Here is a 24,249-nt window from a genome sequence, read left to right on the forward strand (position 1 = left end):
TCCGGAAGGTGTCTGGGGTGTGAAACGAGCTTAGACCTTGATGACTTTGCTGGCAAGCTGAAGGCTGGTGACCACGTCGAGCATGTTCGTGGTTTCGCCTATGCGCTTTTTTTCAAGAAGTCCGAAGAAATCAAGGCAGGTTCCGCAAACCAGGATTTCGACTCCGGCCTTTGCGAGCGTCTCCAGCTTTTCCAGGCAGGGATGCCCGTCGCAAGCCAGTCGAACGCCGCCGTTGACCAGGACGATGCGCCAGAGGGACGAACCCAGTTCCGGCAGCGTCGCCAAAAAGTTGAGCATCAGCTTTTCACCCAGTTCGTCGTCACCCACGCCGAGCTGGGCGGTGGTGATGAAGGCGACCGTTCGGGCGCTCAGGGATTCCAGCTCCTCGCCGGACATGACTTCGCAGACGGCGCAATTCTTGTCCGTGGTTCCGGATTCCTTTGATTCGTCCGCGAGTCCCCGGATGGTCAGGAGGCCGTTCTGCTCTTCAACGCTGACCCTGTAGCCTTTGCTGGCAAGAAAGCGGGATACGTTTTCCCTTGCCGGCTCGTTGTCCACGACAACGGCAAGAGCTTCCGGAGAGTCGTTTTCAATGCACTTCTTGCATTTGAGCACAGGCTGGGGGCAGGGCAGGCCTTGGCATTCCAGGCGGATTTCATTCATTTCTGTTTCCTCCGGCTACAATCCATCATAGAGGGTTGTTGCGGTCAAATCGTTATCCGGAATGGAGACGACTTGATTGGATAGATGAATCGGATGCGCGGTCAATCTTGCAAAGAGACCGTGGACAACGTAGATATTGGCGCGCAAGGAGAACGCCTGCCGATGAAAATCAATCCCGCGGTGGTCACGCCGTTTCTGACTATTTTATTCCGCTTTTGGACCTGGTTGATCCGCTATGACGACAAATCGGAATGGCAGGCCATTTCCGAGGCCCACAGCAAGGGAATACCCGTGGTTCTTGCTCTTTGGCACAACGAGCTGGTGGGGGTCACCGGGTTCGGCTACCGAACGGGCGACAAGTACGCGGTAGTGGTCAGCCAGAGCCGCGACGGCGAGTTCATTGCCCGTGTTCTCGAGAACCTGGGTCTGAAGACCAATCGCGGCTCCAGCAGCCGGGGCGGTCTTCGCGCGCTGCTCGGACTCGCCAAGGAAGTGAATCGAAACGGCCGCGTGGGCGTGTTCACCGTGGACGGTCCGCGCGGTCCGCGCCACGAGGTCAAGGACGGCGTGGTTTTCATGGCGCAGCGTGCCCAGGCCTTGCTCTTTCCGGTGCGGGCCTTTCCCGCGCGCAAATACGTCTTCAGGAAATCCTGGGACAAGTTCGAACTGCCTTGCCCGCTGGCGCGCTGCCGGGTCCGGGTGGGCGCTCCGCTGAGGATTCCCGAAGGCAAGCTGACCCCGGAAATGATGGACCGGGAGCGCGACAGGGTTCGTGAGGCGCTTCTGGCATTGCGGCCGGAGTGGGATTGACCGCGGGCGCAATCAACGCGCAGTAAATATTGCTTGCTATAAAGAAAGGCGGCCACATGGCCGCCTTTCTTGTGCTTGATGGACGTGATCAGGGTTGATCAGTCGACTTTTTTGCGCGCCGTGCCTTCTTTGAAGAAAGGCAACTCAACGCGCTTTGCCGGAAGGTTGGTGCGCGCTCCTTCCACAAGGAAATCCGTCCCGGTTTCGTGGCCCGCATCGATCCAGGCCAGGGCGATGCCGTGTCCCAGAGTGGGAGAGAACGATCCGCTGGTGACGATGCCGACGTGCCTGCCTTGCGCGTCGAGGAGCTTGTCGTTGTGCCGGGCGGAGCGGCGTCCCTCGATGCTCAGGGGAACGAGGTGCTGGCGAAGCGTGGAAAGGCTGGATTTGCCTATGAAGTCGGCTTCCTTGGTCAGCAGGAAGCCGTAGCCCGCTTCGGCGGGATTGTGGGCCTCGTCCAGATCCTGACCATACAGGAGATAACCGCATTCCAGGCGCAGGGTGTCCCGCGCGCCGAGGCCCACGGGCTGCACGCGATCGTCCGCGACCAGGGCCAGCCAGAGGGAGAGGGCCTGTTCCGAGGGCAGGTAGAGCTCGTAGCCGAGTTCTCCGGTGTAGCCCGTCCGGCTCACCCGCAGCGGGCCGCCGTTCCATTGGGCTGGTTCATGATTGAAGTATTTGAGATGTTTCCAGGAAGTGCCGAGGACTTTTTCGAGAACATCCAGGGCAAGCGGCCCTTGCAGGTCGATCTTGGCCGTGGCGCTGGAAATGTTCTGCAGGGCGGGACCAGCGGGAAGGTGCCCGGCGATCCAGGAAAAATCCTTTTCCTCGCATGCGCCGTTGACCACGAGCATGTATTCGTCCGGCGCAAGGCAGTAGATGATCAGGTCGTCCAGGATGCCGCCCTTGTCGTTGAGCAGGAATCCGTAGCGGCACTTGCCCGGCGCCAGGGTGTTCAGATCCTGGGTCACGAGCGCGTTGAGCCCGTCCCTGGCTCCTGCGCCGGAGAGCAGGAATTCGCCCATGTGGCTGATGTCGAATACAGCGGCCTTGCTGCGGGTGTGATTGTGCTCGGCGAGAATGCCGGCGTACTGGATGGGCATGTCGAAACCGGCGAACGATGCCATTTTCGCGCCGTTCTCCCTGTGCCAAGCGGTAAGGGGAGTGGTGCGGAGGGTTTCGGGAGCGTCCACGTGTCCTCCTGGGGATGGTTCCAGCGGTTGTTTCGTTCGCTCAGGGCGCGGCCGAGAGCGTGTTCTTGTCCATGCGGGATTTGCGGATGGCCGAAATCTCGTCGACCAGGGCCACGATGCGGCCATAGAGCCGCTTGATTTCCCGCCCGTCCGAAGTCAGGTCGTCGTCTCGCTGCGTGGCGTAGGTCCGGCGCAGGTAGCCGTCGTTGAGGACGCGCTTGCCGATGGCCAGGGCAGAAACCACGGGCTTGTCGAAATATTTGACGATCTCGAATTTCAGATCGTTCAGGATTTCGGCCATATGGGCCAACATTTTCAAATAGCCGATCCGGCGACCCTTGTAGCGCCTTCGGCTCAAATCCTCAAGCATCTTGATCCGCCGCGTTTGCTGAATGTAGCTGAAACGCGCCCAGACTTCCTGGTGCAGGGCGTGCAGTTGCGAGAAGGCTTCGAAGTTGTCCGGAGTGAGCAGGTAGCTGTCCAGCACCTGGACCAGCTTGGAGTAGAATTCGTCGGAATAGCCGATGATGCGGCGCTGGTGCTTGTTCAGCCAGCTGGAAAGGAATTTCAGCCGCTTCTCATGGGTGTCCGGATCGCGGATGACTTCGTTGCGCGCATAGGTGATGGCGCCGCGATGCTCTCCGCGCACGATGTCGTTGAGCTGGAGGATCATGCTCGACGGTTCTTTGATGATGTTCAGGTTTTTCAGAATCCTGCCGGTGAGCGGATGGATGATCTCCTGCCCCTGCACCGAGAGCGCGCGGTCTTCCTGAATGTTCTTTGGGTTGAAGCGGTGCTGGCCGTAGGTCACGCGCAGGATGACCACGCGCTGCTTCGCGTCCACGAAAAAGCCCTGGTCCTTGAGCAGTTCGATGGCCTCGGTCTTGTCTTCCGAAACCTGCACCAGCGCGATTTTCTCAACGCGCGGGTAGGGGCGGTTTCGCCGGGGGGTCGAGAGGGTGGTGATGGTCCTGTCCGACTGGCCCAGAACCCGGACCATGAACCGTTCGCCCATGCGCTGGAGCCTGCGCGCGAAGAGGGCCGAGGAGGTGCGGCGCTCGGAGACGATGGAAAAGCCGTGCAGCTCCATGAGGAATTGATAGACGAAGGAGCGGTTGCATTCGTAGAGGTCGTTGTCCCCGGACTTGAATTTGCCGATCTTGAGGCCGAAGCGCTTCAATTCCGAATCCAGATCCGAGGGAAAGGAAGCGTAGATCCCGGCGAGGCTGAAATGATCGCGGTCGTCCAGGGCGAGCACGTGACCGCGCTCCAGCTTGAGCAGGAACGGCAGAAGGCGCGGATATTGTGCGAGTTCGCAGATGTCCGTACCCTCGAAGTCCTTGTTGAAGCTTTCATGGAAGCGGCGGGGAAGCCTGGATTGCAGGAGTTCCATGTTCGAGGCGCGATGCGGGGAAAGGGAGTCGCACTCCGCGTTCGACTTCGGGCCCGGAAGATTGCGCCCGGCCAGGCCGGTCTTGAGCACGTCGTACTGGAATATCTCCTCGAAGGCACTGAGAGGGCGTTCGAAAACGACCATGCTGAAGCCGGGAAGTTCTTTGTATTCGAAGAGATCCACCTCGAAGGAGGGCAGCAGTTCACGGGCCTCCACAAGAGGGTAGTCCTTCTGCTCGAAGAAGGGGCGCAGGAGGCAGAGTTGAATGTGGGCGTGGTCCAGCGGCTCCCGCAGCGCGTCGAGCGTGCCGATATGAAGCCTTCGGGCGCGCTTGCCGCGTGCTTTCCAGGCATATCCGGGCGCTTCGCTGAATGCCTTTCGCCACATGTTTTGTCATTCCCCCTCGGAAAGAATCATCGTCAGCTATGAATCTGCTGCTATCATCTCTTCCACTTAATCTTTTTCGCCCGAAAAAACAACGCTGCGCCTTGTTTCCCGACCTGGTGATGATCGTGATCTCGGTATGCTGAAATCCGTTGGAAAGCCGCTGGATCGCGTTGACACGGAGGAGGGATTGCCTATATGCCAATCCGGGAGCGAGAGAGAACATTTCGGAAGCGAGGGCCTTTTAACTATGCGAAAACAGGACCAATGTCCCCGGGTCAAAATCAACAGATCCTATTGCACCTGCACTTTCACCTGCGACAAGCATGCGTTGTGTTGCGAGTGTCTCCATTACCACAGGCAACGCGGTGAACTTCCCGCTTGCTACTTCACTGTCGAAGAGGAAAAAACCTACAATCGCAGTATCGAATTCTTCATCCAACGCCGTAACAAAAGATAATCGTTTCAGATGAACGTCAGCAAGGCGGGCAAGGCGCGTTGATACGGAAACTATCGGCTCTATTCGGTGGCCAGAGTCTGGCCATGGATCTGGGCACGGCCAATATCCTGCTGGCCGCGCCGGGAAAGGGAATCGTCGCCAACGAACCCTCCGTGATCGCCATAGACACCTATACCGACAAGATCATTTGCGTCGGTCGAGAGGCAAAGGCGTACATAGGCAGGACTCCCGAACGCATCCAGGTGCTGCGGCCCATCCGCAACGGGGTCATCGCCCACTACGACGCTGCGCGGCAGATGATCGCCCATTTCGTGCGCGACACCAGCCGCAAGATGAACATCTTCAAGCCGCGTTTGGTCATTTGCGTGCCCATGGGCGTGACCCCCGTGGAAAAGCGCGCGGTCATCGAAGCCGGGATGGAAGGGGGCGCGCGCCAGGTGGACCTGATCATCGAACCCCTGGCCGCCGCCATAGGCGCGGGCCTGCCCATTCGCGAGCCTCTCGGAAACATGGTGCTGGACATCGGCGGCGGTACTTCCGAGGTCGCGGTCATCAGCCTGTCGTCCATAGCTTTCGCCGAGTCCGTGCGCGTCGCGGGAGACGCCATGAACGTGGCGATCCAACGCTACTTCCAGGACAAGAAACAGCTCCTCATCGGCGAGACCATAGCGGACAAGGTCAAGATAGAGGTCGGCGCGGCCATTGCCCTGAGCGAGCCCCGGACCATGCAGGTCTACGGCAAGAATCTCGTGGACGGAGCCCCTTCCTCGGTGGTGGCCACGGACAGCGACGTGCGCAAGGCCATCCGGGAACCTCTGGGAGCCATCGTGGAAGCCGTGCGCAACGCACTGGAAAGGACTTCGCCTTCTCTTTCCGCGGACATCTACGACAACGGCCTGCTGCTCGCCGGAGGCGGGTCCATGCTCGCGGGCCTGGACGACCTCATCAGCCGCGATTGCGGCATCAAGGTCCGGAGAGACGCCGATCCGTTGACCACCGTGGTTCGGGGGACGGCGAAGGTGCTGGAAAAGAACGCGGATCTCGATCACGTCCTGCTCGACAGGTGAGCTGCGGCTGGACGTTGTCCGCAAACCGCAGGGAGCGCGACGTGACGGATTTCGATTCCGCACTGCTGCTGGAAGACGCGCGTCAGGCCGTGTCGGAGGCAGGCAGTCTCATTGCCCGCAACTTCAGGCTGCCCAAGGATATCCGAAAAAAAGGCAACAATGATCTCGTCACGGAAACGGACGTGGCCGTTGAGGAATTGCTCAAGGAGCGCCTCGCGGGCCTGCTTCCGGGCTCGCGCATTTTGGCCGAGGAATCCGCCTCCCAAGCAGGACTGGGCGACCTGACCTGGATCATCGACCCCTTGGACGGCACCACGAACTTTGCGCACGGGCTTCCTTTCGTGGCCTGTTCCGTGGCGCTCTGGCACGAAGGCGCTCCGCTCCTTGGTCTGATCAATCTTCCGCTGCTGGGCGAACTTTTCACCGCGCAACGCGGGGCAGGGGCGTTCTGCAATGGAAAGCCCATCCGCGTTTCCGAAACCGATCATCTTTCCCAGGGGCTTGTGGCCACGGGATTTCCGTATGATATCAATACATACTTGCCTGAAATATTGGACCATCTCGGCAAGATGCTTCCCCGCACGCGCGGCGTGCGACGTCCTGGCGCGGCCGCGCTGGATTTGGCCTATGTTGCCTGCGGGCGCTATGACGGCTTTTATGAAAGGGCGCTCAAACCCTGGGACACGGCTGCCGGAATTCTGCTTGTGGAGGAGGCTGGAGGGCAGGTGTCATGCTATGATCAGAACGTGCCCTATTCGCCGGGAGACTCGTCCATACTCGCCAGCAACGGTCTGATTCACGGACAGATGAGCGATCTGCTCAGCTCCTGATCGCGCCGAAAGAATCGTCCACTATAGAACGTCCCAGGAAGGGAAGGGCAGACCGACTTCCCAGAGATGCACAAGCCCTGGGGTGAGCAGCTCGCGGAATTCGCGCACGAGATAATGAATCTCCTCGGCGCTGTAGAAATAGCCTTCTTCCACCTCGTCGGGGTTTGGCTCCATTTCCTGAGCGTATCGATCCAGGGCGAAAACCGTGGTGAATTCAAAGCCCGTGCCCGGGGAAGAAGGCAGCTTCTGCACGAAGCGCAATCTTTCCGCCTCGATGCCCAGCTCGAAGCGCAATTCGCGCAAGGCCGCGTCGCGTGTGGCTTCACCGGCCAGAACATGTCCGCTGGAAGACACATCCCATCGGCCTGGGAAGATGGATTTTTTATGGCTGCGTTTTTGCAGGAAAAGCTTGTTTTCCTGATCGTAGATCAGCACCGTCACGGAGCGATGCGGCAGGAGCTGCCTGTGTACGTCGGGCAGGGGCATGACCAGGAGCGGGCGGTTGCGGGTGTCCATGACCTCGACGCTTTTGGGGGCCGCCTGGGGCGCTTGTGCTGGTGCTATGGTCTTCATGCTTTTCTCTCCGTGACGCGGCTGGAATTCTACGGTAAATTTCGTTGCAGGCAAGCCATTTTTCCGGAGCACCGAGGGAGGGCGGACAGTGCGCAACTGTGGATGCGGTCCACGCGTCGTGGAATTGGGAGTACAGGATCTTCCGGGGCTCATGCGGCTGGAGCGGCGCTGTTTCGAGTATCATTGGAGCGAGGAACAGTATCGTCTCGGCCTTGAAAAGGGCGCTTTTCGGATTCTCGGAATCATCGAGCATGGCCGCCCAACGGCGTACCTGGCTTTTTCCCTCGTGGCCGGGGAGATGGAAATCCTCAACCTCGCAGTGCACCCCGCCTTTCGCCGCAAGGGACTGGCCTCGGCCTTGATGCGCGCCTTGTTCGCCGTCTGCCGCGAGGCCGGGGCCGAAGACGGCTTTCTGGACGTGAAGCGTTCCAACGAGGCGGCCATCGCGCTCTACCTGCGGTTCGGGTTCGAGCTTTATGGAGAGCGGAAGAGGTATTATCCCGACACCAAGGAGGACGCGCTCCTTTTCAGATGTTCTTTTTTGGGGCATAATGCGCCCGCTTCGAAAGCAGAACAGTCCAAGGAGAGTGAGGGATGAAATTCATAGATGAAGTGAGCCTGAACGGCAAAACCGTGCTGATCCGCGTGGACTTCAACGTCCCGCTGGACAAGGGCGTCATCGCCGACGACAACCGAATCCGTGCGGCCCTGCCGACTCTGCGTTATATCCTCGACCAGGGCGCGGCCCTGGTTATCTGCGCGCACCTGGGCAAGCCCAAGGGCGTGCCCGTGCCGGAACTGAGCCTCGCGCCCGTGGCGCGCCACCTGGGCGAACTGCTCGGCATGGACGTGCCCCTGGCCCCGGATTGCGTGGGGCAGGAGGTCGAGCGCCTGGTCGGAGCGCTCCGGCCGGGGCAGGTGCTCATGCTGGAAAACCTGCGGTTCCATGCCGAGGAGCTGGGCAAGACTCCTGAAGCCCGCGGCGATTTCGGCAAGCGTCTGGCTTCCCTCTGCAACGTCTTCGTCAACGACGCCTTCGGCGTCGCGCACCGCCCCAATGCCTCGGTGGTGGACCTTCCGGCGCACGCCCCGATCTGTTGCGCCGGCTTTTTGATGAAGAAGGAATGGGAATACCTTCAAATGGCCATCGCTTCTCCGGAGCGGCCCTATGTGGCCATTTCCGGCGGTGCCAAGGTTTCCTCCAAGCTGGCCATTCTCAAGAATCTGCTCGGCAAGGTGGACCACCTGATCATCGGCGGGGCCATGGCCAATACGTTTCTGCTGGCGCTCGGTCACGCAGTGGGCAATTCTCTCGCCGAGCGCGACATGCTCGACGAGGCCCGCGTGATCCTGGACGAGGCCAAGGCCGGGGGGGTGGTCGTGCATCTGCCCACGGACGTGGTCTATGCCCACAGCGTCGAGGACGAGCGCCCGGCAGGAACCTGCCCAGTCGATTCCGTGCCCGAAGACGCGGTGATCCTTGACGTGGGGCCGCAAACGGTCAAGGAATACTGTAGCTCCCTGCGCAGCGCCCGTACCGTGGTCTGGAACGGCCCCATGGGACTCTTCGAACGCGAAGCCTTTGCCGAGGGCTCTCTGAGTCTTTGCCGCTGCATCGCGGAACTGGAAGACGCCCGGACCATCGTCGGCGGGGGAGACACCGACGCCGTGGTCCATCTCGCGGGGCTTGCCGACCGCTTCAGCTTCATCTCCACGGGCGGCGGGGCGTTTCTGGAATTCATGGAAGGCAAGGAGCTTCCCGGCTTCAAGGCTCTCAAGGAGTATTCGAAATGAAAGAACTCATGGCCGCCAACTGGAAGATGTACAAGACCTGGGACCAGGCTTCGGCAACAGCGTCCGAACTGGCCGGACTTCTGCACGGGAAATTGCCCGCGGGGCGAGAAGTGCTGATCATTCCGCCCTTCACCTCGCTCAAGGCCGTCTCGGACGTCTTGACGCCGATCGAGGGGCTCCACGTGGGCGGCCAGGATTTCTATCCGGCGCAGGAAGGCGCTTTTACCGGGGAAATATCCCCGGCCATGCTCGCCGACCTGGGAGCGGACTATGCCCTGACCGGGCATTCCGAGCGGAGGCACGTCCTCGGCGAGGATGACGCCCTGGTGGGCCGGAAAACGGCCTTCGGCCTGGAACACGGTTTGAAGGTGATTCTCTGCATCGGAGAGAAGGTCGAGGAGCGCAAAGCCGGGCGTGTCGAGGAGGTGCTTGCGCGCCAACTCGAAGCCGGGCTCGCCGATATCCCCAAGAAGACCCTTGCGGAAAACCTCGTGGTCGCCTACGAACCTGTTTGGGCCATCGGCACCGGAGAAGTGGCCGGACCGGATGAGATCCAAACCGCGCATGGCCACGTAAGAAAAAAATTGCAGCAGCTTCTTCCGGCTATTGCAAATGAAATCAGAATTTTATATGGTGGTTCGGTCAAGCCGGACAACGCGGGCGCAATAATGGCGCTTGACAATGTGGACGGCGTATTGGTAGGAGGCGCGAGCTTGATTGCTGAGAGCTTCAGCAAAATTGTTCTCGCCTGACTTGCGTCCAGAGAACAGCAAAGGATCGAGGGAGTTACGTGGAAACTTTGGTATTGACCATTCACATTTTGGCCTGTATTTTCCTGGTCGTCGTTGTCCTGCTCCAGTCCGGGCAGGAAGGCATGGGCGCCATCTTTGGTGGCGGCAGCCAGACGATGTTCGGCGCCAGCGGCGCCGGGGGCCTGCTTGGAAAGGTCACCGCCGGTTTGGCGGCAGTGTTCCTGCTGACCTCCCTGACCTACAACATCCTGACCAAGGAACCCACCGGGTCGATCATGGAAGGACATGCCGTGGAGCAGACCGCTCCGGCGCCTGTCCAGCCCGCAGCCCCGGTTCCGGCTCCTGCCCAGGACGGAAAGAGCGAATAAGAGTTTTTACCCTCATTAGTTGACTGTGCCGAGGTGGTGGAACTGGTAGACACGCTATCTTGAGGGGGTAGTGACCGAAAGGTCGTGGGGGTTCGAGTCCCCCCCTCGGCACCATAGAAGACCAAAGGGTCGCAGCTGAAAGGCTGCGACCCTTTTTTCTTTGGCGTTTGGCTCCGCCCGCTGATTGCATTTCAAGCGTTGTGTCGCTCGCGGGTGCCGTGGCCCAGTTCGAGCGGGCCATCATCAAGGAGCGTCAACGGGAGGGCATCACCAAGGCTCAGGCCAAGGGCAAGCACTGTGGCAGGACGTCCATGCTCAATCCGGAACAGGTTAAGGAGATCAAGGCGAGGGTGGATGCTGGGGAGGAGAAGAAGGCCCTGGCCCTGGAGTACGGGGTACGGGGTCAGTCGGCAGACGCTCTATCGGGGCCACCGGGTAGGGCGGTCTGATTTGTTTGTCTTTCTCTTTTGAGGGGATCAGTCTTTTTGTTTGCGAGGTTTTTTGGGGCGAACCTTACAAGAGCGTCGTTGGATGTCTTTAATTCGCTGAAGAAGCTCACCTACGTAGCCCAGTGTTTCGTTCATGCCTGGGCTGTAGCTGCTCGGATGTGCGCATTCATTGCGTTTGGCTAGCAAGCCTTGAAGTATTTTTTCTTCACTTTTGCCAATCAGGCTTAACCGGTGAGCAGCGCCTATGAGCTGATGCTCAACTACATTTTCTCGTAAATCTTCTACAGCCGCCCAGTCAGTCCAGTTGGGGAAGGCATTGTGAAGATGCCTGAAGTTGTCTTCTGTAAGCTTGTCCTCAAGAAAGTCCATGAAAGCTGCCCAAGCCATGACGTGCGCCGCTTTATAGATGCGATGCTCAACACATCTCACAGCCTGCCGGAACAATTGGGCTTGTCGGAGTGAAAGTCCAACGATAGCTTGCCGTGTTGTTGTTAGAGTGATCACCCTATCGGGGGATGTTTCGTGCGTGGAAAGGATGTTTCTTGCTTCAATCTCGAAGCTCTTCATCTTTTCAGCAAACTGTGTTGTCAGTTGTATGCCGTTTTTAATCATTTGGTAATAGATGCTTATGCATCGATGAGAATAACTGTTCAAGAAGCTCAGCGTTCGTTGACTCCGGAAGAGTTAGCTGGATGTTTAAGTTCACTGTAAGCCCTTGGGCTTGGTAAGTTCCTACAGGTTTGGTAATAGAAGGATCTGCAGTCGCAAGTGTTTGCCCTGGCGAGGCAAGCTCTTCAGGATTGAAGTCTGAGATCTGATTAGGCCGGTGCTCACTATTAAAATCCGCGAGTTTCGCTAACGCTTGAAAGTTGGCAACCATTCGATTGACCGTGACTTGGCCCTTGTCAGTCTCTTGGAGAAAGAAGTTACCTAGCTCCTTACGCTCTGCAAGGTGTGCATTGGGGTATAACGCAAATAAATCGCTATACTTTTCTCGAAGAATAGTAGCCAGGTGCCCGCCAAGATCTCGTCTTGCCTCTGCCCACCGTTCAGTAGGGACGTTTTTGGCGCTTATAAGATCAAGGAATTTTAAAATGGTAAGCAGGCCGTTGTCGTTGGACCCATTAAAGCCAAGTGATTTAAGCCACTTGATGTCGACAATCTTGGGAATTTGAACCTCTCTAAGCTTTTCTCCAAGCAACTTATTTAATTTGTTGGAAACTTGCGTACTGGGGTAGTTCATCGTGGTCTCCACTATTGTTTGTGCGAGCATATTAAATCGTCTGCATTCGTTCAACGTTTTTATGTGACATGATCGCCCTTGCCAACTGCTACCCCAAACTGGTACACCAAGGCTCACAACCGAAGGCAAAAAGCCAAATGATTTCAAAGCATGAGGCGGGAGATGCGGGAATCCCCCCCTCGGCACCATAGAAGACCACAGGGTCGCAGCTGAAAGGCTGCGACCCTTTTTTCTTTGTGTTTGCAACGCGGATTCGGATGAGATAGCCTTGATAGCAAGGAGTCAATATGCATGAGGAAAAGTTGCTGGAGATCATAGAGTTGGCACGCGAAACCGATCTTGTCGCGGCCAAGACGTATTTCAATCTTGCCGAGCAGTTCAGAAAAACTGATCTTGGCGATTTCTGGCGCGGCATGGCCGAGGAGGAGCAGAAGCATGCAAGGCTTTGGCTGCATCTGCACCAACTCGCCAGGGACGGGATGATGCCGCCTTTGTTCGACTCGCCGGATGACGTTCTGAAGGACATGCGGCGCAATTTTGAGAGCGCCAAGAATCTCCGCCAGGTCTGCTGTCTCGGCGTGAACATGTCCCAGGCATTTTTTCACGCCTATACCGTGGAGTATCACATGCTCCACTTCGCATTTGAATTTCTCTTCTGCTTTGCCGACTCTCTGGAAGATCTGCCTGACGGTCTTTCCGTGCATAAGGATTACGAGCGGCATATCAAGGATTTCATTGAGGCGACGGAAAGGTACGGGGTCATGAGTCCCGAGCTGCGGCTGCTGGGAGACGCCTTGCTTCGTTTGCTGGAGACGAATCGAAGACTTTGGCGGAGCGCGAATTCCTGTTGACGCTCCATCCGGTTTTCTTCCGCACCTGATGATCCCTGTTGTTCCGGCACTCGGAATGTGGACGCGCAAAACAGAGAGCCGCCCGGCCAAGGCCGGGCGGCTCTCTGTTTTGTCGTTGGCGGGCCGGGCGATCTAGTACATGAGGGCTGGCAGCCAGAGGATGAGCTTGGGGAAGACGAAGAGCAGGGCGATGCCCACGATGATGGCCGCGAGGAAAGGCGCAATTCCTTTGAATATCGATTCCAGGCGGATGCCTGAGCGCAATTGCTGGGTGATGCCGTAGACCACGTAGACGTTGATGCCTACGGGCGGGGTGATCACGCCCATTTCGGTGACCAGCACGATGATGATGCCGAACCAGATCGGGTCGTAGCCGAGGCTTTGCACCACCGGGTAGAAAACCGGGATGGTCAGCATGATCAGGGCCAGGGAATCCATGAAGCAGCCGCCGATGAAGTAGATGAGCACGATGACGGCCATGATGGCGAAGGCGGGCAGGTCAAAGGAGGCCACCCAGGAGGCGATGTCGAACGGAATGCGCGTGACGGCCAGGAACTTCCCGAAGACCACGGCGCCAGCAATGAGGAAAAGCACCATGCAGGAGGTGCGCAGCGTTTCGTGCAGGGACTTGACGAGCGCCTTCCAGGTCAGCTGCCGGCGGAGAAGCGCAAGAAAAGCCATGCCCAGTACGCCGATGGAAGCCGCTTCCGTGGGCGTGAACCAGCCCACGAACATGCCTCCGACCACGAGCAGGAAGACCGCCAGGGTATCCACAAGCCCGGTAAGGGAACGCAGGCGCTGCCTCAGGGTGAACCGCTCGCCCGGAGGGCCTTGGGTCGGGTCCAGGCGGCAGACCAGCCAGATGGCTGCGATGAAGAGCAGCGTAAGCAGCAGCGCGGGGATGATGCCCGCGACGAACAGTTCGCCGATGGATTGTTCGGTGAGCACTCCGTAGACGATGAGCACCACGCTGGGGGGCATGATCATGCCCAGGCCGCCGCCGGAAGCCACGGATCCCGTGGCCAGTTCGTCGGAATACCCGAAGCGCTTCATTTCAGGAATGCCGACCGTGGCCATGGTCGCGGCCGTGGCCGGGCTGGACCCGCAGATGGAGCCGAATCCTGTGCAGGCCGTGACCGTGGCCATGGCCAGTCCCCCGTTGACGTGGCCGAAGAAGCGATAGGCCGTGTCGTAGAGCTTGCGGCTGATGCCGCAGTTGAAGGCGATCTGGCCCATGAGGATGAACAGGGGGATCGTGCTCAGGTCGTAGGATGCGAAAGCGGAGTAAATGTTGCGCGAGAGCAGATTCATGCCGCCCTTGGGCGAGACGACGATGCTGAAGCCCACGAATCCCACGAGGGCCATGACGTAGGCCACGGGCATGCGGGTCATGAACAGGGCGATCATGACCACGATGCCGATGATGCCGATGAGGGTCGGGTCCATTGCTTATTCCGTGCCTTTGGCGGGATTCGGGTTGAACAGCTCCAGCACGTCCCGCAGCAGATGAAGCGTGAAGATGAGGAATCCGAATGCGAGCACGAAAACAACCAGATATTCCGGGAGTTGCAGATTCATTGAACGCACGCCGGACTCGCGCATGGTCAATCCGTAATCCGCCATGCGCCAGGTCACGATGGCGAAGAGCACGAGGGCCGTTGCGTTGGTGACAAGTCGCAGGGCGCGACGAAGGGCGCGGGGCATATAGCGCACGAATATTTCGACGCCGATGTGGCTGCGCTGGGCATGGGCATCGGGAAGGCTCAACCCGACAACGAACACGGCGAGCATGGTCACGATTTCCTCGGAGCCGAAAACGGGGCTGCCCATGAGTCTGCCGACTACGTCGGTGCCCGTGACCAATGCCATGCAGCAGAGGCAAAAGGCCGCAATCGCGCGCATGGAGACGCGGGCCTTGTCCAGAAGGGCGAAAAGCGTTTGCATCATATCCACCATTGACTTGCGGTGCCGATTCTCGACCATGGAAAAGGCAGGCCTGGGCCTGCCTGGTTTCCTTGAAAACGGCGTTCCTATTTCTGTAGTTCGTTCAGCTTGTTGACGGTGAATTCCAATACCGCTTTGCCGTCCACGCCCTTGGCCGCAACCTGCTTCACGTAATCATCGAGAATGGGAGTGGCGGCGGCTTTCCAGCGCATGGATTCCTCTTCGGAAAGGGGGATGATCTGGTTGTCCTTCTCGGCGAGGAAGGCCGCCCGGCCGGCCACGTCGCTGTCGTCCCAGGCCTTGCCGTGCTTGGCGATCCATTCGGCGTTGACCTCGGTGATGGCGGCCTGCACGTCCGCAGGCAGCTCTGCCCAGCGGTCCTTGTTCATGACCACGAAAAAGGTCGTGGTATAGGCCGTGGAATAGTTTTCGGTCATGTAGTCGACGACCTCGGCCATTTTCCAGCCCTTGTTGGTCTCAACGGGGTACATGCCGCCGTCAACCACGCCTTTCTGAATGCTCTGGTAGGCATCCGGCATGGACTGGGCCACGGGGGTGGCGCCCAGAGCCTGGACGAGCAGGGCGCTGTTTCCGGTGGCGCGCAGCTTGAGTCCGGCGATGTCCTCCAGCGTCCGCACGGGCTTGCCTTTGGTGTGCAGCAGTCCAGGACCGTGCGCGTTGAAATACATGACCTTCACGTCGTCGAGTTCGCCAGGCTTGAACTGCGCGTAAACCGCGTTGGCCAGTTCCGTGGCGGCCATGCCGGAAGTGTATCCCAGCGGAAGGTCCACTGCGGCCATGACCGGAAAACGTCCGCGGGAATAGGCCAGGGCGGAAAAGCCGATGTCGGAGATGCCTTCGACCACGCCGTCGTAGCACTGGTTGGCCTTGGTCAGGGTTCCGCCGGGGTAGTAGTCGATCTGAACTTTGCCGTCCGTCCGTTTTTCCACTTCGCGGCACCAGGCTTCAGCAAGCTGGGACTGCACGTGGGTGGGGGGGAAAAAGCAACTGTAGCTCAACTTGATCGGTCCTGCCTGGGAAGGAAGGGCCGGCGCGAGCAGCACCAGGGTCAGAACCAGCAGAAAAAGCCTTTGCCAGCGCATGGTTACTCCTTGCTCTCGGGGTTCTCGTGTTCAGTTCCGCCCGGTGTGCATGTGCAATGTTGCGATTCGCCGAGGCAGAGGGCCTTGGCTAAGGCAAGTGCGGCACGGCGCACGTCCTGACGGCTGAGCACGTCGGTTTGCAACACGTTCTGGATTAGAAATCCTTCGAAAAGGGCCGTGTTCAAAGATCCGATTTTTTCCAAAGCGCAGTCCGTAAGGACATAACCTCCGATCAGATCCTTGAAAATTTCGTTTGAGAGTCGGTATTTGCTGCGATTCAGCTCCGCCTTGAGACGTTCGTCGCGGGAAGCGTGAATGGTGAATTCCAAAAAGACCTTGGACCAGTTCATGTCGTCCATGATGGATTCGAGGAAGTCCCAAATGACGTCGAAGAATTCTTCGAAAGTAACGGCTTCCCGAATGCGTTCGGCGCGGGCCTTTCGATATTCTCCCATTTTTCTTTCCAGAATTTCCAGAAAGATGTCATCCTTTCCGACCCAATGGCTGTAGAAGCTTCCTTTTGAGTAACCTGCCTCGCGGGTGATTTCGGAGATGGTCGTGGCGGCAAATCCCTTGCGCCCGAAGAGCGACATGGCCGAGGCCAGGAGTTCTTCCTTGGTCTGCCGGGATTTTTCTTGCTGTCGTCTCGCCATGTCCGCCTCCGACCATTGGTCAAAAAGTGACCGCTGGTCAATTTTAGCTACAAGTATTTGAAGCGGCAGGTCATGTCAAGCTGAAGACGCAATCCGGGAGCAGCCGCTCAGATGGTTTGTGGACAGGATGTACTTGAAGCTTTTAGAAGAAATGGCGGCAGCAAAAGGCAGATATCCGTCAATGTCGAATATTGTAGTTGTGAAGATGTTGATAAGAAAGAATAAATTAGTTCTTGAAGGTCGATCCGAATGTGATTACATACGGCGTTCATGTCCAAGCAAGATACACTCTGCATTCTCGGCAACGGCAGCCACTGGAGCGGGCTTCTCGAATTCGAGGGTTCTGCCCGCATTGATTCGGATTTTCACGGCGACATTCGCACCAAGGGGCAATTGATCATTGGCCCGAACGCGGAAGTGCGGGGAACCCTGGACGTCGGCGAGCTTGACGTGTTCGGGCGTTTCCGTGGGGACGTCGTGGCCGAGCGAAAGCTCACTCTGCGCGCGGGGGCCAGCGTGGAAGGAAATCTGGACGTGGGCCGGATCGAAGCCGAGGAAGGCTCCCTATTGAACGGCCGGATTCGAATGGCCTCCTTAGCGAATGAAGACAGGCCGCGGCGATCCCTGTTTGCGCGCCACGCCGAACCTCTCGGCTCGACCCTGCCCAGGGCTTGGTTGAAAAACGCTTAATTCTTGTTTTTCTTTACCAGCAGCAAAGACAAATAGTGCGGGTTTTTCGGCGCCTGATCCAGGTTCCGGCAAATCAACTCGCCTTCCAGGCCGAGGCGGCTGACAAAGAGGCTCCTGCGCTTGAGGTCGAGCGCGTCGAGCGTGTCGCAAATCGTGCCGAAGTTTCTATACGCCTTGAGAATCACGCTGTTGTCCGCTTGATCCAGATGCTTGCGCAGCGCATCTGCGGGCATGGTCCCGGGAAGGATGTGCAGGGTTTCTCCGGCCTCGGCGAGAATGGTTCCGGTTGCGGCGGCAGCCTGCTGGAACGAGGTGATGCCGGGGATGATTTCGACCCGCTGTTCCGGGCGAAGCTGTCTCACCTTTTGCAGCACATAGCCGAAGGTGCTGAAGAGCAGGGGGTCGCCCAGCGTGACCAGGGCCACGTCTTCGCCTGCGGCCAGGTGCTTGAGAATCGTTTCGGCATTTGCCGTCCAGGCCAGTTCCAGCGTCTCGGCGTTGCTCGTCATGGGAAATTGCAAACGCATTACCGCCGTATCCGGCTGAAGGTGCGGCCGGACGATGGATTCCGCCAGCGAAAAGCCGTTCTTGGTCGAAGAACTGGCAAAAATGCTCTCGACGCGGCCCAGGGTCTGCACGGCCTTGAGCGTCAGCAGGTCCGGGTCTCCGGGGCCGACGCCCACTCCATACAAAATTCCGTATTCTTCAGTCATCGGTTTGCTCCATTTGGGCCGCGCGCGCGGCGAATTCCGGGAAAATATCTGGATGAAGGAATCCGGCCAGCAGTTCCACGGCGTCCACATTTCGCGGGCCGGGCCGGGAAAACATCTGTTCGTCCACAATGAGCACTCGACCTGAACGTACCGCCGGCAACTGGGCGAATCTTTCGGACTGGCGGATATCGGTCGGGTCCGGGTTCATGGGGCCGCGCTGCGATACATAGGCTTCGGGCCGCAGGCGCAGGAGTTCTTCCTCGCTGAGGCGCGCCAGTTTATCGTCAAGGCGAACGCAGTTTTCTCCTCCTGCGAGGCGGATGATGTCGCTGACCAGCGACCCTTGCCCCGCAGCCAGGAGATTGCCGGAACGAACTTCGAAGAACACGCTCGGTCTATGCGTCGCTGCATGCAGACGATCCTGCACGGCGTTCAGGCGAGCGCGTATGGAATCTGCCAGGGCGGCGGCCTTGTCCGGGGCTCCAGTGAGCGCGCCGACCCGTTCGATGGTCGAAAACAGCTCGCTGAAGCTCGTTACCCGGAACAGGGCCGTGGTCACACCGAATCGTTCCAGATCCTCGACGCTGCGGGCCGATTCCTTTCGGCCGCCCATCTGCAACACCAGATCCGGCCCCAGGCCCACGATGCGCTCCACGTTGGGGCGCATGTGGGTGCCGATGCTCGGCAGGGACGCGACTTCCGGTGGTGTGCGGTCGGCGTCCGTGCGAGCCAGCAAACGATCTCCCAGCCCCATGGCATAGAGGATTTCATTGAATGCGCCGTAGAGGGCGATGATGCGTCGCGCCGGTTCGCGCAGTTCAATGGTTCTTTGGAGGTCGTCCTGCACCCGGAGCGGAGCGGCCGCCGCTGCGAGGGCCAGGAGCAGCAGCGCCGGAACAGGCAGCAGCGCCGGGAACAGGAAACGCCTGCGGGTCGCCCGTGACCGGGTGCGTTCCGATCTTGATTTCGGTTTCATATAACTCGCTCAAGGCTGTTTCCGTGAACAGCTGCTTTGGCGGGCCGTCAAAGGCGACGCCGCCATTTCTGAGAAAAACGATGCGCGTGCAGTAAAGCGCAGCGAGATTGACGTCGTGCAGGGCCACCAGCGCGGCGGCCTGTGCGGTTGTCCGTTTCAGGAGATCGAAGCAGCGGATTCTCCAGGCCGCATCCATGGCGGAAAACGGCTCGTCCAGGAGGAGCAGCGGAGTCTCCTGTGCCAGGGCTCTCGCCAGCAGGACGCGCTGCAGCTCCCCGCCCGAGAGTTGATCCGCAGGGCGGCGTTGATACTCGGAAGTTCCCGTGGCGTCCAGTGCGGCGTCCACGGCCCGTTCGTCGTCGCAGCCGGGATTTCCGAGAAAGGGCAGCCGCGCGTATCGGCCCATGCCGACCAGGGTTCGCACCCGCAATCCGAAGGCGGGCTCGATCCGCTGCGGAACCACTGCGCAGCGCCTGGCCACGATGCGGGGCGAGAGCGTGCTCACGCAGTCTCCCTGGAGACGGACTTCTCCTTGAAGCGGCGAGGAAAGGCCGCAGAGCCCTGCGATCAAAGTGCTTTTGCCCGCTCCATTCGGTCCGAGCAGGGCAACCAGCTCCCCCCGTCGCAGCGAAAGATTGATGCCGGAGAGCACCTGTTTCTTCCTGCCGTAGCCCAGCGCCAAATTCCGACATTGCAGCAGCGCTTGTTCGTGGCTCATGTCTCTTGACCTCGCTTGACCCGCAGCAGGAAGCAAAAGAACGGGCCGCCGAGCAGGGCGGTGATGACTCCCACCGGGAGTTCCGCCCCGCCAGGAAGGATTGCCCGCGCAGCAACGTCGGACCAGACCAGCAGGAGTCCTCCGAGCAAGGCGGAGTTGAGCAGCAGGGGGCGGTGTTCGGCTCCCAGGGCCAGTCGGACCATGTGGGGAACCACGAGTCCGACGAAACCGATGACCCCGGCCACGGCCACTCCAGCCGCAGTGACGAGTCCCGCACCCGTAAGCAGGGCGATGCGGGTGCGCGTGGTCCGTACGCCTAGCTGCCTGGCCTGGGTTTCGCCCAGGGAAAGCAGGTCCAGCTCGCGTGCATGCATAGTCATGAGCGCGAAACCGGCAAGAAAATAGGGGAGCATCAAATACACATGCTCCCAGCCGCGCCCCTGGAGGCTGCCCATGATCCAGAAGACGATGGCGGACACGGATTCCTCGTTGAGCGCCTTGAACAGGGAAATGCAGGCGGAGAGGAAGGTGGAGACGACGATACCCGCGAGAACCAGTGTTTCGCGGCGAAGCTTGCCGCCGATGCGGCCCAGGGCGATGACCGCGCACAAGGCTCCAAGGGCTCCGAGAAGAGCGGCGAAAGGGAGCGCGCCCAGGCCGAATAATCCGCTGGAACCCGCCAAACCCAGAGTGATCGCCAGGGAGGCTCCGAAGGCTCCTCCGCTGGAAACCCCAAGAGTAAAGGGGTCGGCAAGGGGATTGCGCAGCAGTCCCTGAAAGACCACCCCGGCACCGGCCAGTCCGGCGCCCACCAGCCACGAAAGGCAGATCCGGCTCAGCCGGATATCCAGAACCACGGTTCTCCAGGCGGGATTGTCGCCCGCGCCGCCGAACAGAACGTCCAGCACCCCGGAAGTGGGAATGGGATAGGCTCCGGGCAGGACGGCCAGTCCCAGAGAAACCACCGTCGCAACCAGCAGCGCGAGCGTCGTGAGCATGGCAGCGCGATGCATGTTTGACGATGGATTGTTCCGGGACCGGCTGACCATGAACCCAAACCTTTACTTCGGCTGCGTCGGAAGCCGTTTGAAGGCTTGATCGAGATGATCAAGCCAGATTGTGACCACATTGTCGTACTCGGCAGTGCCTTTGAGCACGGAAATGCAGGAAATGCCGTCTTTCTTGAGGATACTCGCCCAAGAATCATCTTCCGGACCGGACATGTCGTTGCGGGCGTGGTCCCCGGCCACGGACATGAAGGGCATCAACCAGACTTTTTTAATCTTGTCGCGCTTGAGTCGGGTTCGGACCTGATCCAAATCCGGCGTGCCCTCGACCGTTGCGAGGTAGACCTTGGCGTCGCGGGAGTGCAGCATCTCCTGCATGGCTATATAGTAGACGTTTCCAGGATGCGGCGTTCCGTGCCCCATGAAGATGACGGCTTCGTCCTTGCGGCGTTCGGTCGGAATGTCGGCAAGCAGGGCATCCGTCGTTTTCTCCAGGTCGCTCGTGGTCAGAAGCAGTGGCGCTCCCAGTTCGATGTGGGCGATGCCGTCGGGAAAAGAGCGAAAGGCTTGTACGGTTTTTTCAAGATTGCTGAACTCTTCGCCGGGGATCGTGTGCAGGGATTGGACGGCGACCCGCGTGTATCCCTGTGCGGCCATGAGCGCCAGAGCCTGGGCCGGGGAAAGCAGCTCCTTGCCTTCCTTGGAGAGTTTTGCGCGGATGGTGTGCGACGTGTAGGCCCAATATATGGGGATGTCCGGATAGGCCGCGCGCACCTTTGCGTCGATGTTGCTGAAGGACGACTGGGCCTGGCTGACGCTCGACCCGAAGGCTACCAGAAGGATGCCGGTTTTGTCGGTCTTGCTGGAATGGGCCGAGGCAATGGAGCTAGAGAACAGCAGAAGCAGCGCGATCGACAGGCAAACAGCACGTCGCGAACGCGAAACGCGATTACATGGAACAAGTGAAGAACGCATCATCGAATTACCCTCCGCAGAGGGGGCGGTGAGGGGGAGCAACAAGGAAAAACCCTTGCGGCATGTTGCCGCAAGGGTTCCGTATTTCCCCCACGTGGTTCCATCGGCAAAAAAGCCCCCGTTGCCTTTGGAACAAACATTGTCGTACGGGCAGGTCTTCCGGCTCATCCCCCGATCCTTCCGCCTTCCCAGGCGCAGCGGCCCAGTGGCGTGTAGGAAGGTCGGTCTCTGGATTTACGGCGGCGGGTCCGCTCCCGATTTGCACGGGATTCCCTTTTCATCCGTGGCCGATTGTTCGGCATGGACACCCGAAAAGATTGCTTACGACATGGCCTCTTCGCGGTCAAGCCGCACTAGAATGGATAGGGCAACGCGCCCGGTCCGGCATCCGAGGGTTTGCCCATCTTGCCTTTGATGCTGTCCAGCCGGGAAGTGGCCGCTTCTTTCTGCTTCGGCGTTTCCGCATTCTTGATGACCGTTTGCAGCAGCCGAACCGCAGGTTCGTATTGTTCACGCTCTTCGTAGATGTTGGCCGCACGGTACATAGCCGTCAGCGCCCACATGCTTTCCTGGGGATATTGCCAGGCGAGCTGGAGATAGTCGTCGAGGGCTTGGTCCTGGTTGCCGAGCGCGGCTTCCCCTTCGCCGAGGTAGAAGAGTATCTCCGCCTGCATGGCCGTGCTGAAGGTGTCGCGTTTTTTCCAGAGCGTGCGCAGATTCTCCTGTCCGCCTTCCAGATTGCCCATCTGCTGCATGAGGAAAGCGATTTTCAGCCTGGTCACGTCCGAGATGGGAGCGCCGGAGGACAGCAATGCCTGATACGTGGCATAGGCTTCCGGCATGAGATCCCTGGCGATTTCCAGTTCCGCCTTGATTTCAAGACGTTTGGCCTGGAGCGTCGCATTGGCGTCTTCCGATGCGACCGCACCGAGATAGTAGGATGCCAGTCCAAGCTGCTTGTCGGCGACGGCTTTGTCGGCCAGGTACAGCGCGCATTTCATTCCGAACTGCTGGTCCGGGAAGAGAAAGGCGATGCGCCGGGCCAGTTCGGTCGTGGGATTCGCCAGCCACTGTTCGCGCCAGCCCGCAAAGACCAGTTCCTTGTCCAGGGGCCAGGCGTTGAGCATGGTCGCATTGATCTTGCCCGGCTCCACGCGAACCCAGAACGGCGCTTCGTAGGCCTGGGAAGGGGCGTTGCCCGCGGCGCTGGCCAGGGTCGCCAGCAGCCTGTTGCTCTGCGTATCCGTGTCCGCCACTCCCGTGACTGCGGACACGTCGAGATTGAAGAGAATCATGCCTGCCAGCCGCAGGGAGAGCGGCAGATATTCCGGCTGAAGAGCGTCCCAGTTTTCCCTGGCGGCCTTGGTGTTTCCGGAGATGAACGCCACGGCGAGACGGAATTTGTTGACCCCGTCGAGCGGGGCCGCATCCGGCATGAGCTTTTCTTCTTCTCCGGCTTCGAAGATTTCCTCGGCCCGCTCAGGAGACAGCGAAAGCATGTTGCCGATGAAAATCTTCAGTCGGTCGTCTTCGACCTTGTATATCCATTGCTCTCTATCTTTCAACAAACGCTTGAAGGGCTGGGCTCCCAGGAAAGAAGCCGCCTTGACGTAACGCTTTTCTTCAAAAGCCGTGTCGTGCTCTGTGGATTCCTTTCCGGAAAGGGCCGTCAGCACGTCTGTCCAAAACAAACGGACTTCCTCGTTCTGGATTTCATCCAGGTAGGAAAGGGCGTCTCTGGATTCCAGGCTGGCGGCGGCAAGCGCTTGCGAAATGCGTTTTCGGTCGTTTTTGTTGACGAAATACGTCTCACGGTTTGCACTTTCCGTTTCCGTTGAAGCTGATTCCTTTTTTGCCTGCGTGGAGGAGAAGATGTCGGAAGTCTTGCGCCAGAACGCGTCCTGGGGCCAAACAATAAGAGCCTGGTCGATGACGAGTTGCAGGAACGACTCTTGCGCTTCGCGATTCAAGCTGTAGGTGGATACATACGTCCAGAAGAGGTTGCGGAAAACATCGCTCCAAACCACATCCAGGCCGTATTCCTTGGCGAATCTGCTTCGCATGTCCTGCGATGAAAGCAGGTTCCCGGCCTGAGTGAACCACATGACGGCCTGATTCGGCGAACCCAGCGCCCGCAAGGCACGACCGCCGTACCAGAGACGGGTGCTTTCCGTGGCATTGTTGTCCGTGAAGGGCGGTGTTTGTTCCACGAGGTGGAACGCCTTGTCCGGCTGGCCAGCCTCGAGCAGATTCTGAATGCGTTTCAGCGTCGCCTCAGAGGACTCCTGCTTTTCGGCATACACGTTGTCCAGCTTGTCCCAGGCCCGGTATCTCTCCAGCCAATCTTCATAGGTCTGGTTGTTGACGTTGCGTTCCTGTCCGGTGCTCGTCTGGTCGGTTTCCAGGGCTTCGGAGGTCGAATTGCTGGCAGCCGCCGTCACGGAAGCTTCATCCGAAGCGGATGCTCCTTCAAAGTCCGGTGAAACGCCGGAGGCCGCTACCTGGGCGGCCAAGCTCTGCAGCGGACAGGAGACCATGATCAAGAAGAGCAGAACCATGCGGAAAAAATAGTTTATGTTCATGATCGTGCCGTAATCGTCCAGATTTGGTTCGAGTTGCGATTTAAGATCGTTTAAAGGC

At 59.1% G+C, this 24,249-nt stretch carries 26 protein-coding genes, 1 tRNA gene and 1 riboswitch; of the genes, 11 read left to right on the forward strand and 16 right to left on the reverse strand.

Going from position 1 to position 24,249, the window contains the following annotated elements; all coding sequences use genetic code 11:
- Positions 1-30 precede the first annotated feature (30 nt).
- On the reverse strand, positions 31-663 hold the full coding sequence (gene yedF / locus G452_RS0113855) for a sulfurtransferase-like selenium metabolism protein YedF (RefSeq protein WP_022662859.1): 633 nt from the start codon (positions 661-663) through the stop codon (positions 31-33).
- A 162-nt stretch (positions 664-825) separates the two neighbouring features.
- Between yedF and G452_RS0113860 the strand changes: the two genes are divergently transcribed.
- A complete protein-coding gene (locus G452_RS0113860) occupies positions 826-1,473 on the forward strand; it encodes a lysophospholipid acyltransferase family protein (RefSeq protein WP_027189267.1) in 648 nt (215 codons plus the stop codon).
- A gap of 98 nt (positions 1,474-1,571) precedes the next feature.
- Here G452_RS0113860 and gcvT read toward each other — a convergent pair whose 3' ends face one another.
- Both gcvT and G452_RS0113870 read right to left on the reverse strand, forming a co-directional pair.
- A complete protein-coding gene (gene gcvT / locus G452_RS0113865) occupies positions 1,572-2,666 on the reverse strand; it encodes a glycine cleavage system aminomethyltransferase GcvT (RefSeq protein WP_022662861.1) in 1,095 nt (364 codons plus the stop codon).
- 40 nt (positions 2,667-2,706) lie between these two features.
- Complete coding sequence (locus G452_RS0113870; protein ID WP_022662862.1) at positions 2,707-4,446, reverse strand: hypothetical protein; 1,740 nt, start codon at positions 4,444-4,446, stop codon at positions 2,707-2,709.
- 495 nt (positions 4,447-4,941) lie between these two features.
- Here G452_RS0113870 and mreB point away from each other — a divergent pair, with 495 nt between their 5' ends.
- Both mreB and G452_RS0113880 read left to right on the forward strand, forming a co-directional pair.
- Positions 4,942-5,970, forward strand: coding sequence for a rod shape-determining protein (gene mreB, locus G452_RS19630; RefSeq protein ID WP_022662863.1), 1,029 nt, complete (start codon positions 4,942-4,944; stop codon positions 5,968-5,970).
- A 41-nt stretch (positions 5,971-6,011) separates the two neighbouring features.
- On the forward strand, positions 6,012-6,800 hold the full coding sequence (locus G452_RS0113880; RefSeq protein ID WP_022662864.1) for an inositol monophosphatase family protein: 789 nt from the start codon (positions 6,012-6,014) through the stop codon (positions 6,798-6,800).
- A 21-nt stretch (positions 6,801-6,821) separates the two neighbouring features.
- Here the strand turns inward: G452_RS0113880 and G452_RS0113885 are convergent, their stop codons facing one another.
- Positions 6,822-7,373, reverse strand: coding sequence for an NUDIX hydrolase (locus tag G452_RS0113885; RefSeq protein WP_022662865.1), 552 nt, complete (start codon positions 7,371-7,373; stop codon positions 6,822-6,824).
- A gap of 88 nt (positions 7,374-7,461) precedes the next feature.
- On the opposite strand from G452_RS0113885, the gene rimI reads away from it, so the two are divergent.
- The 6 genes from rimI to G452_RS19640 all read left to right on the forward strand — a co-directional run bounded on the left by rimI (position 7,462) and on the right by G452_RS19640 (position 10,736).
- The gene (gene rimI, locus G452_RS19635; RefSeq protein ID WP_022662866.1) at positions 7,462-7,971 is read left to right on the forward strand and encodes a ribosomal protein S18-alanine N-acetyltransferase; all 510 of its coding nucleotides are present in this window, start codon (positions 7,462-7,464) and stop codon (positions 7,969-7,971) included.
- Entirely contained in the window at positions 7,968-9,167 is a 1,200-nt protein-coding gene (locus tag G452_RS0113895) for a phosphoglycerate kinase (RefSeq protein WP_022662867.1), read from the forward strand. Before rimI ends, G452_RS0113895 begins: the two co-directional genes overlap by 4 nt.
- Positions 9,164-9,919: a triose-phosphate isomerase gene (gene tpiA, locus G452_RS0113900; RefSeq protein ID WP_022662868.1), complete on the forward strand. Its 756-nt coding sequence runs from the start codon at positions 9,164-9,166 to the stop codon at positions 9,917-9,919. Before G452_RS0113895 ends, tpiA begins: the two co-directional genes overlap by 4 nt.
- 53 nt (positions 9,920-9,972) lie before the next feature.
- A complete protein-coding gene (secG, locus tag G452_RS0113905; RefSeq protein WP_407636018.1) occupies positions 9,973-10,287 on the forward strand; it encodes a preprotein translocase subunit SecG in 315 nt (104 codons plus the stop codon).
- Positions 10,288-10,314: 27 nt separating this feature from the next.
- Positions 10,315-10,401, forward strand: a tRNA-Leu gene (locus tag G452_RS0113910).
- An 86-nt stretch (positions 10,402-10,487) separates the two neighbouring features.
- Positions 10,488-10,736, forward strand: a complete 249-nt coding sequence (locus G452_RS19640) for a recombinase family protein (protein WP_022662870.1) — start codon at positions 10,488-10,490, stop codon at positions 10,734-10,736.
- A 27-nt stretch (positions 10,737-10,763) separates the two neighbouring features.
- Here the strand turns inward: G452_RS19640 and G452_RS21545 are convergent, their stop codons facing one another.
- Together G452_RS21545 and G452_RS21550 are read right to left on the reverse strand one after the other, a co-directional pair.
- A complete protein-coding gene (locus tag G452_RS21545) occupies positions 10,764-11,348 on the reverse strand; it encodes a hypothetical protein (protein WP_155887733.1) in 585 nt (194 codons plus the stop codon).
- Positions 11,341-11,979: a DUF5343 domain-containing protein gene (locus G452_RS21550; RefSeq protein WP_155887735.1), complete on the reverse strand. Its 639-nt coding sequence runs from the start codon at positions 11,977-11,979 to the stop codon at positions 11,341-11,343. Before G452_RS21550 ends, G452_RS21545 begins: the two co-directional genes overlap by 8 nt.
- 287 nt (positions 11,980-12,266) lie before the next feature.
- Here G452_RS21550 and G452_RS0113920 point away from each other — a divergent pair, with 287 nt between their 5' ends.
- Positions 12,267-12,830 carry a ferritin family protein gene (locus G452_RS0113920; RefSeq protein ID WP_022662871.1) on the forward strand — a complete coding sequence of 188 codons (564 nt, stop codon included), beginning with the start codon at positions 12,267-12,269 and terminating at the stop codon, positions 12,828-12,830.
- Positions 12,831-12,962: 132 nt separating this feature from the next.
- Here the strand turns inward: G452_RS0113920 and G452_RS0113925 are convergent, their stop codons facing one another.
- The 4 genes from G452_RS0113925 to G452_RS19645 all read right to left on the reverse strand — a co-directional run bounded on the left by G452_RS0113925 (position 12,963) and on the right by G452_RS19645 (position 16,530).
- A complete protein-coding gene (locus G452_RS0113925; protein WP_022662872.1) occupies positions 12,963-14,276 on the reverse strand; it encodes a TRAP transporter large permease in 1,314 nt (437 codons plus the stop codon).
- A gap of 3 nt (positions 14,277-14,279) precedes the next feature.
- Entirely contained in the window at positions 14,280-14,774 is a 495-nt protein-coding gene (locus G452_RS0113930) for a TRAP transporter small permease (protein WP_235619620.1), read from the reverse strand.
- Between the two features lie 86 nt (positions 14,775-14,860).
- Positions 14,861-15,877, reverse strand: a complete 1,017-nt coding sequence (locus tag G452_RS0113935) for a TRAP transporter substrate-binding protein (protein ID WP_022662874.1) — start codon at positions 15,875-15,877, stop codon at positions 14,861-14,863.
- 2 nt (positions 15,878-15,879) lie between these two features.
- A complete protein-coding gene (locus tag G452_RS19645) occupies positions 15,880-16,530 on the reverse strand; it encodes a TetR/AcrR family transcriptional regulator (protein ID WP_022662875.1) in 651 nt (216 codons plus the stop codon).
- Positions 16,531-16,800: 270 nt separating this feature from the next.
- On the opposite strand from G452_RS19645, the gene G452_RS0113945 reads away from it, so the two are divergent.
- Complete coding sequence (locus G452_RS0113945; RefSeq protein ID WP_022662876.1) at positions 16,801-17,220, forward strand: bactofilin family protein; 420 nt, start codon at positions 16,801-16,803, stop codon at positions 17,218-17,220.
- On the opposite strand, the gene cobI is transcribed toward G452_RS0113945, so the two are convergent.
- The 6 genes from cobI to G452_RS0113975 all read right to left on the reverse strand — a co-directional run bounded on the left by cobI (position 17,217) and on the right by G452_RS0113975 (position 24,191).
- Entirely contained in the window at positions 17,217-17,933 is a 717-nt protein-coding gene (gene cobI, locus G452_RS0113950; protein ID WP_022662877.1) for a precorrin-2 C(20)-methyltransferase, read from the reverse strand. The genes G452_RS0113945 and cobI overlap by 4 nt on opposite strands.
- Positions 17,926-18,780, reverse strand: coding sequence for an ABC transporter substrate-binding protein (locus G452_RS19650; RefSeq protein WP_235619621.1), 855 nt, complete (start codon positions 18,778-18,780; stop codon positions 17,926-17,928). Before G452_RS19650 ends, cobI begins: the two co-directional genes overlap by 8 nt.
- The gene (locus tag G452_RS0113960) at positions 18,752-19,627 is read right to left on the reverse strand and encodes an ABC transporter ATP-binding protein (RefSeq protein ID WP_022662879.1); all 876 of its coding nucleotides are present in this window, start codon (positions 19,625-19,627) and stop codon (positions 18,752-18,754) included. The genes G452_RS19650 and G452_RS0113960 overlap by 29 nt, the downstream gene beginning before the upstream one ends.
- Entirely contained in the window at positions 19,624-20,625 is a 1,002-nt protein-coding gene (locus G452_RS0113965) for a FecCD family ABC transporter permease (protein ID WP_155887753.1), read from the reverse strand. The genes G452_RS0113960 and G452_RS0113965 overlap by 4 nt, the downstream gene beginning before the upstream one ends.
- 63 nt (positions 20,626-20,688) lie before the next feature.
- Positions 20,689-21,777 carry a sirohydrochlorin cobaltochelatase gene (locus G452_RS0113970; protein ID WP_235619622.1) on the reverse strand — a complete coding sequence of 363 codons (1,089 nt, stop codon included), beginning with the start codon at positions 21,775-21,777 and terminating at the stop codon, positions 20,689-20,691.
- Positions 21,742-21,936: riboswitch (cobalamin riboswitch) on the reverse strand. Its footprint overlaps the gene before it by 36 nt.
- Positions 21,937-21,962: 26 nt before the next feature.
- Positions 21,963-24,191, reverse strand: a complete 2,229-nt coding sequence (locus tag G452_RS0113975; RefSeq protein ID WP_022662882.1) for a tetratricopeptide repeat protein — start codon at positions 24,189-24,191, stop codon at positions 21,963-21,965.
- Between the last annotated feature and the right edge of the window lie 58 nt (positions 24,192-24,249).

It is taken from the genome of Paucidesulfovibrio longus DSM 6739 (genome assembly GCF_000420485.1).
In the GTDB taxonomy this organism is placed as follows: Bacteria; Desulfobacterota; Desulfovibrionia; order Desulfovibrionales; family Desulfovibrionaceae; genus Paucidesulfovibrio; species Paucidesulfovibrio longus.